Here is a 4,996-nt window from a genome sequence, read left to right as displayed (position 1 = left end):
CCAGGCCCCAATCGAATTGAATTCGGGCACACCGAATTCACCCCGGCTGGGAGATCGTGCTGAAGATTTGATTGCCGCTAGAGCGGCGGAGGCGCCGTCCCGGAACCAGACCGGCTCCGTGACAACTCGAAGAACTTTACTCATCCGGCCAGGCAGTGTCAACACGCCCTGTCAAGATCTTTTGACCTCGACCGGGACCCTCGTCAGCGGCCGGCCTCACCAGGCTCCCAGCATGTCTGGTTCGACGTTGGTGATCGAGTTGACGCGGCCCCTGCCCCAGCAAGGCTGCGTGCGTTCCGCGCCTTGATGGTGGGGGCTCTCCCCCCCACTTCGATGAGAGGCACGCCGGCGGACCAGGAGCTCACGGCTCTGGACGTCATCGGAGGCGTGGCCAAAGCGGAGCTGCCCGACGGACAGGCGTCGGTTGTCGCCGGCCTTCGGGGAGTCCTTGGGTTTGCGGAGGACGAGTGGGCGGCGCTGGGAACGGCAGGGTTCCTGCGAGCCCGGTTCGGACACCCGGCCTTCCGACTACTCAAGTCGAGCAACCGCCTGCCAGTCCCCCACCTCTCAGGTCAGGGCAGGTGTTGGCGCGTCTCTGTCCAGGCGAGGAGCTGTTCCCGTACCGGGCCGGGTTGCAGGTGGTCGACCAGTCTGTCGAGATGGGCTGTCAGGTTCTTGTGCCGCCGCAGCTCGCCTATCTGCTCAACGGCGAGGCCACACCAGTGATCAGCGAGCGCAAGTGCTTCTGCCGGGGTGAAGGCCAGCGCCGTGACGGTGTCGGACGCCAACGCCTCGGGGCTCCAGTCATCATCCTCGTAGTCGGGGCCGACCTGGTCGATCACCCACGTCCGGAGCATGAAGTTCTGCTGCACCGCTCGTGCCTCATCCCAGGGACCGTCGCCTTGAAGTCGCCGGTTGGCCTGCAATGACAGCTTGGCCCACTGCTTGCGGACTTCGTGGGGTTCGCCGGCGCGATAGGCATGGCCCTGCGCGACGACACGTACTGACTCAAGCTGCCGGCCTTGAGCGTCCTCGGCGAACGACCGAAGACGCTCGATCGTCCAGGTGCTGAGGTCGCAGCTCGGGTCTTCCCGCTCGGCATCAGCGTTCACGATTCCTCGTTCCTGACGGTAGGCCTGCCCGGCCGACCGACGAGTGTCACGCGGACGTCGCCGAAGACGCTCAGACCGCGTTTGAGATCTCGCAGCCACGAGAGAATCGCCCGGTGACCGTATCCATCGACCGTAGTCGGTCCCTCGAGGAGCTTGAGCGTGATCGCTGGCAGGCACCCCCACCTGACGCCACCCGTCTCATTGCGACGGCGCATGCCCTGCGGAGCCGGCCGGTCGGGACTCTGACCGTCGAAGACCTGCGTCTGCTGATCGGGCAGGACATCGGGCTGGCGGTACTTCTTCCGCTCGCGGTGGAGGTGCTGCGAGACAACCCGCTGGCCGAAGGGCATATGTACGAGGGAGACCTGCTGCGCGCAGTTCTGACCAGGCCCTCGGCGGTCTGGAGCGTTTACCCGGACCTTGCGAGGCAACTGACCCTTATCGCTGACAGCCTCTCGGACCTCTCGCCATACCTGCGAAGCGAGGTCGAGCGGTTCGTCGGTGCCACCCAGAATTCTTGACGCGTTGCAGGTGCCTGGCGTTCTCTACGGGGCTGTCCACCGAAGACACCGTGGTCCTCGGATTTTGACCGGGCTACCCCCGGTGATCCGACGAACCATGGTGCCGATCACCGCTCACCCGATCAACAGCCGCCCCAGCCACGCGACATGGCGGATCTCAAGCACGTTCTCGTGAGCTTTCCAACCTGCTGCAAGGCACACCGCGGTCCCCGCGATCGCCGCGAGCACGATGCTCGACGGTTTCATGCACCTTCGGTATCCAGTCGCTCCGCGGACTGGAGCAGGTACTCAGGCAGCTTTGAACTGGCAGCCAACACCTCGATGCCGATGAGGCGGCCCTGCTTGTCGAAGTCCAGGTTGATCATGCCGTCGACGTCCACTGGATCGCAGGGATACACGCGTGCCGACTTCACTCGGGCCCGCGGTTCAGTGAGGTATATGTACGCTGCGTCCACGGTCTTGTCGTAGGTGACTCTGACGTCTGCCACGGTGAGCGAGCTCCCTTGCTGTCGTCGATGGCGGCACTGTCCTCGTCCTGCCTCCGGCCACAGCGACCTCAGGCTGCCGTGGCGAGGAACAAGCCCAGTACGGCCTTGACGATGTCGGTGATACGGGCGGTGCCGCAACGGAGTTTGCGCAGGAGCCCCCGACTCCTCAGGGTGGCGCTGACCCGCCTCCCTCACCGTCGCCCTGGGCCAACTGCCCTGCCGCGTCAACGCGTTGGAAGACTCTCCGTACCGACCCCAACGAGCTCGTGCACGGTAGGCGGTGAGACGTCGAGCCTGGATGGTTGATCATGGTCGGGTGGTGGGGAACTCGACGCGCGCGGTGATCATCAGCAATCGGCGGATCACGGGGCTGACTGCCGGAGTGATTGCTGAACTCGTCGAGGAGATCGGACCGTTGTGGCACGAGCGTCATCAGGCGATGCTTGCCGCTCGCCCGCGGCAGAGAGCTGTGGGCGCCGGCGCGAAGTACCGGCTAGTGTTCGTCGACCGGCTGCTGGCCACGCTGGTCCATCTTCGTCACGGGGTCACCCATGATGTGCTGGCCTGCTGGTTTGGTGTGGATCGCTCCACCATCACCCGTGCCATCGGTGAGGTGCGGCGCCTGCTCGCCGAGCGGGGCTGCACCGTCAGCCCCGATGTGCGGCTGCGGTCTCTGGCTGAGGTTGTCGACCATCTCGGCGCGAGCGGGACGGTCGGCATCGTCGACGGCACCGAGATCCGGGTCCGTCGGCCCGCCGCCGGACGCAAGGACCGCGACAAGTTCATCTCCGGCAAGAACAAGCAGAACGCCGTCAAGTCCATGGTGGTCACGGACGGCGAAGGCCACGTGCTGTGGTGCAGCCCGGCCCGGCCCGCAAGCTGCGCGGACATCACCCACGCCCGCGAGTTAGGGCTGGTCAAGCTCCTGGCCGACGGGCCTGCAGTCGAGATCCTGGCTGATGCCGGCTATCAGGGACTGGGTGCCCAGACCGGTGGCCGGGTGGTGACACCACCGCACCGCAAGTTCAAGAAGAACGCCCCGGACTGGTACGAGGAGATGCACGAGCGCCAGCGCAAGGCGCACTCTTCACGCCGTATCCGGGTCGAGCACGGCATCGCCCATCTGAAGAACTGGCGGGCGCTGGCTCGCCACCTCGGCCGCCGCGAGCACATGAGCGACACCGTCCAAGCAATCGCCGGCCTTTTGTCCCACCAGCAGACTGCGGACCTGAAGCCGACACGGCAGATGTGAAGCCGGGCCGCACCGAAGTTCGCGACGTCTCACCGCCTACCGTGCACGAGGTCGCAAGGGCTGTCCCGCAAAAGCTTCAGACGCCCCAGCGGTCACCCGTGAGGCAGCTGGGGACACGAGGACCTCCTGGACGGCACGGACGAACAGGAAGCCGGATCCTTGCAGTCCCGGCTGCTGGGCGGCGACACCTGGCCTGTCTTCATGGTGCCGCTCGCCGGCGACCACCGCCTGTATGTGGTGTACCGCGCCTTCAAGGAGGACGAAGGCATCGACTACCTCCTGCACCACCCGGACTGGGACGCGGCCGAGCGCCTGGCGCAGGACGATGGGCACTTCATGGGCCCCGGCCCGTCCTGGGCCGAGCTAACCGCCGCAGCCGATAACCGCCTGCCCGGCGGCAGCACCACCGATCCTCACGCCCGACTGCTGCTCCTGCTACCCGCGTTCGGCGACGACGCCTTGCCGGATGACGCCGTCGAGCGCCTGACCGCGGCCCTGCACGCTCGCACCCATATTCCGGCGCCCGAGAGGCTTGCCGCGGCACTCCTGAAAGATCGGGGTCCGTGCGGCCCCACACACTGGACCACAGCCGAGGCCGGCTACCCGATCAACGACGCTGACCACTCCTTCCGCAACCCCGCCAACAGCTTCGTCTGGCCGACCGCACGTCTGGCCCGGGCCGCCATGGCCCTGACCCCCTGACGCTGACGGCGCGGTCGAGGAACAAGAAGTCGATCAGCACGCAGAAGAGCGACGGCGTCCATCACGCCCAGCGCGACATCGCCCGCCCCCACAACCTCAGCACCACCGGACAGGCGAGCGAGGGCCACCGCGCACCACATCCCGACCTGCTCCAATGGTGGTTACGGGACGGCCCGAACTCCGGTCGAGGCCTCGTACATCGCACTCTGCCCGCGGCGGTGCTCCAACCGCGACGTCTGCTCCGCCTCCGCACGCATCGCGGACTGAACAGACGGCACCGATCCGCTCACTCAACAGCTCCCGCCGTTCGAGGGGGTGGCACGATGTGCGGCATGACCACGTACCGAAAGGTCCATGCCTCGTAGACGGCCAGGACGCATCCGGGCCGGCCTTCCCCGCTGCTGGCCAGCAGGTGCCAGGCAGTCCATCGACAGCTTGTCGTCGAGCGCGCTGTCCGAGATTGTTCGCCTCGAACGCACCCGCAACTATCTGCAGCCAGGGGACATCAGCACGGCCGTGCGCCTCTGGAAGGACTACGTCCACCACCCTGAGCACCTGTTGTGGCACGACTACGAGTGGGGCAACGTGCACTGGTACTGCTGCGGCAATCCCCTGGAAGCACGCGCTCTTCTCGACACCGTGATGCGGGCCATGACACCCCGAAGCGCCAGCGAACTCCGACGGGTCGTCAGTCGGTTCGACGCCGTTTGGAATCATCCGTCGCCGCCATACCACCCCGATGACGGGTGAGGAGCAAAGTGCACGGGCCGGCTCGTCATAGCGGAGCCAGAACAGCCGCCTCTGTATCCATGACATCCATGACAAGGAAGTGTTCTTGAACGCAGAAAACCCCCGGACCGGTATCCCCGGTCCGGGGGTTTTCTCAAAATTTGTTCGGCGGCGTCCTACTCTCCCACAGGG

General features: G+C 66.1%; 7 protein-coding genes and 1 pseudogene. 4 read left to right on the top strand and 4 right to left on the bottom strand.

The features are described from left to right. Positions 1-572 precede the first annotated feature (572 nt). Positions 573-1,112 carry a hypothetical protein gene (locus tag ACIQ7M_RS40845; protein ID WP_403654233.1) on the bottom strand — a complete coding sequence of 180 codons (540 nt, stop codon included), beginning with the start codon at positions 1,110-1,112 and terminating at the stop codon, positions 573-575. Between the two features lie 113 nt (positions 1,113-1,225). Here ACIQ7M_RS40845 and ACIQ7M_RS40840 point away from each other — a divergent pair, with 113 nt between their 5' ends. Further along, positions 1,226-1,633, top strand: a complete 408-nt coding sequence (locus tag ACIQ7M_RS40840; RefSeq protein ID WP_403654230.1) for a contact-dependent growth inhibition system immunity protein — start codon at positions 1,226-1,228, stop codon at positions 1,631-1,633. A 114-nt stretch (positions 1,634-1,747) separates the two neighbouring features. Here ACIQ7M_RS40840 and ACIQ7M_RS40835 read toward each other — a convergent pair whose 3' ends face one another. The 3 genes and pseudogenes from ACIQ7M_RS40835 to ACIQ7M_RS40825 all read right to left on the bottom strand — a co-directional run. Beyond that, positions 1,748-1,879, bottom strand: coding sequence for a hypothetical protein (locus tag ACIQ7M_RS40835; RefSeq protein WP_403654227.1), 132 nt, complete (start codon positions 1,877-1,879; stop codon positions 1,748-1,750). After that, positions 1,876-2,121 carry a DUF2283 domain-containing protein gene (locus tag ACIQ7M_RS40830; protein ID WP_403654224.1) on the bottom strand — a complete coding sequence of 82 codons (246 nt, stop codon included), beginning with the start codon at positions 2,119-2,121 and terminating at the stop codon, positions 1,876-1,878. The genes ACIQ7M_RS40835 and ACIQ7M_RS40830 overlap by 4 nt, the downstream gene beginning before the upstream one ends. Before the next feature lie 68 nt (positions 2,122-2,189). Continuing rightward, a pseudogene (locus ACIQ7M_RS40825) lies at positions 2,190-2,312 on the bottom strand (IS5/IS1182 family transposase); the annotation flags it as partial. A 128-nt stretch (positions 2,313-2,440) separates the two neighbouring features. Between ACIQ7M_RS40825 and ACIQ7M_RS40820 the strand changes: the two are divergent. The 3 genes from ACIQ7M_RS40820 (at position 2,441) to ACIQ7M_RS40810 (ending at position 4,825) form a co-directional block, all read left to right on the top strand. Next, complete coding sequence (locus tag ACIQ7M_RS40820) at positions 2,441-3,373, top strand: transposase family protein (protein ID WP_403654222.1); 933 nt, start codon at positions 2,441-2,443, stop codon at positions 3,371-3,373. 159 nt (positions 3,374-3,532) lie between these two features. Next, the gene (locus tag ACIQ7M_RS40815; protein WP_403654219.1) at positions 3,533-4,075 is read left to right on the top strand and encodes a hypothetical protein; all 543 of its coding nucleotides are present in this window, start codon (positions 3,533-3,535) and stop codon (positions 4,073-4,075) included. Between the two features lie 435 nt (positions 4,076-4,510). Then, positions 4,511-4,825, top strand: coding sequence for a hypothetical protein (locus ACIQ7M_RS40810; protein ID WP_403654217.1), 315 nt, complete (start codon positions 4,511-4,513; stop codon positions 4,823-4,825). Positions 4,826-4,996: the final 171 nt, after the last annotated feature.

The organism is Streptomyces sp. NPDC096324 (assembly GCF_044763015.1).
In the GTDB taxonomy this organism is placed as follows: Bacteria; Actinomycetota; Actinomycetes; order Streptomycetales; family Streptomycetaceae; genus Streptomyces.
This window is presented reverse-complemented; position numbering and strand designations above follow the sequence as displayed.

Excerpts from the sequence above, each read along its gene's own strand:
- ACIQ7M_RS40835 (WP_403654227.1), bottom strand. The coding sequence starts at position 1,879 with ATGAAACCGTCGAGCATCGTGCTCGCGGCGATCGCGGGGACCGCGGTG.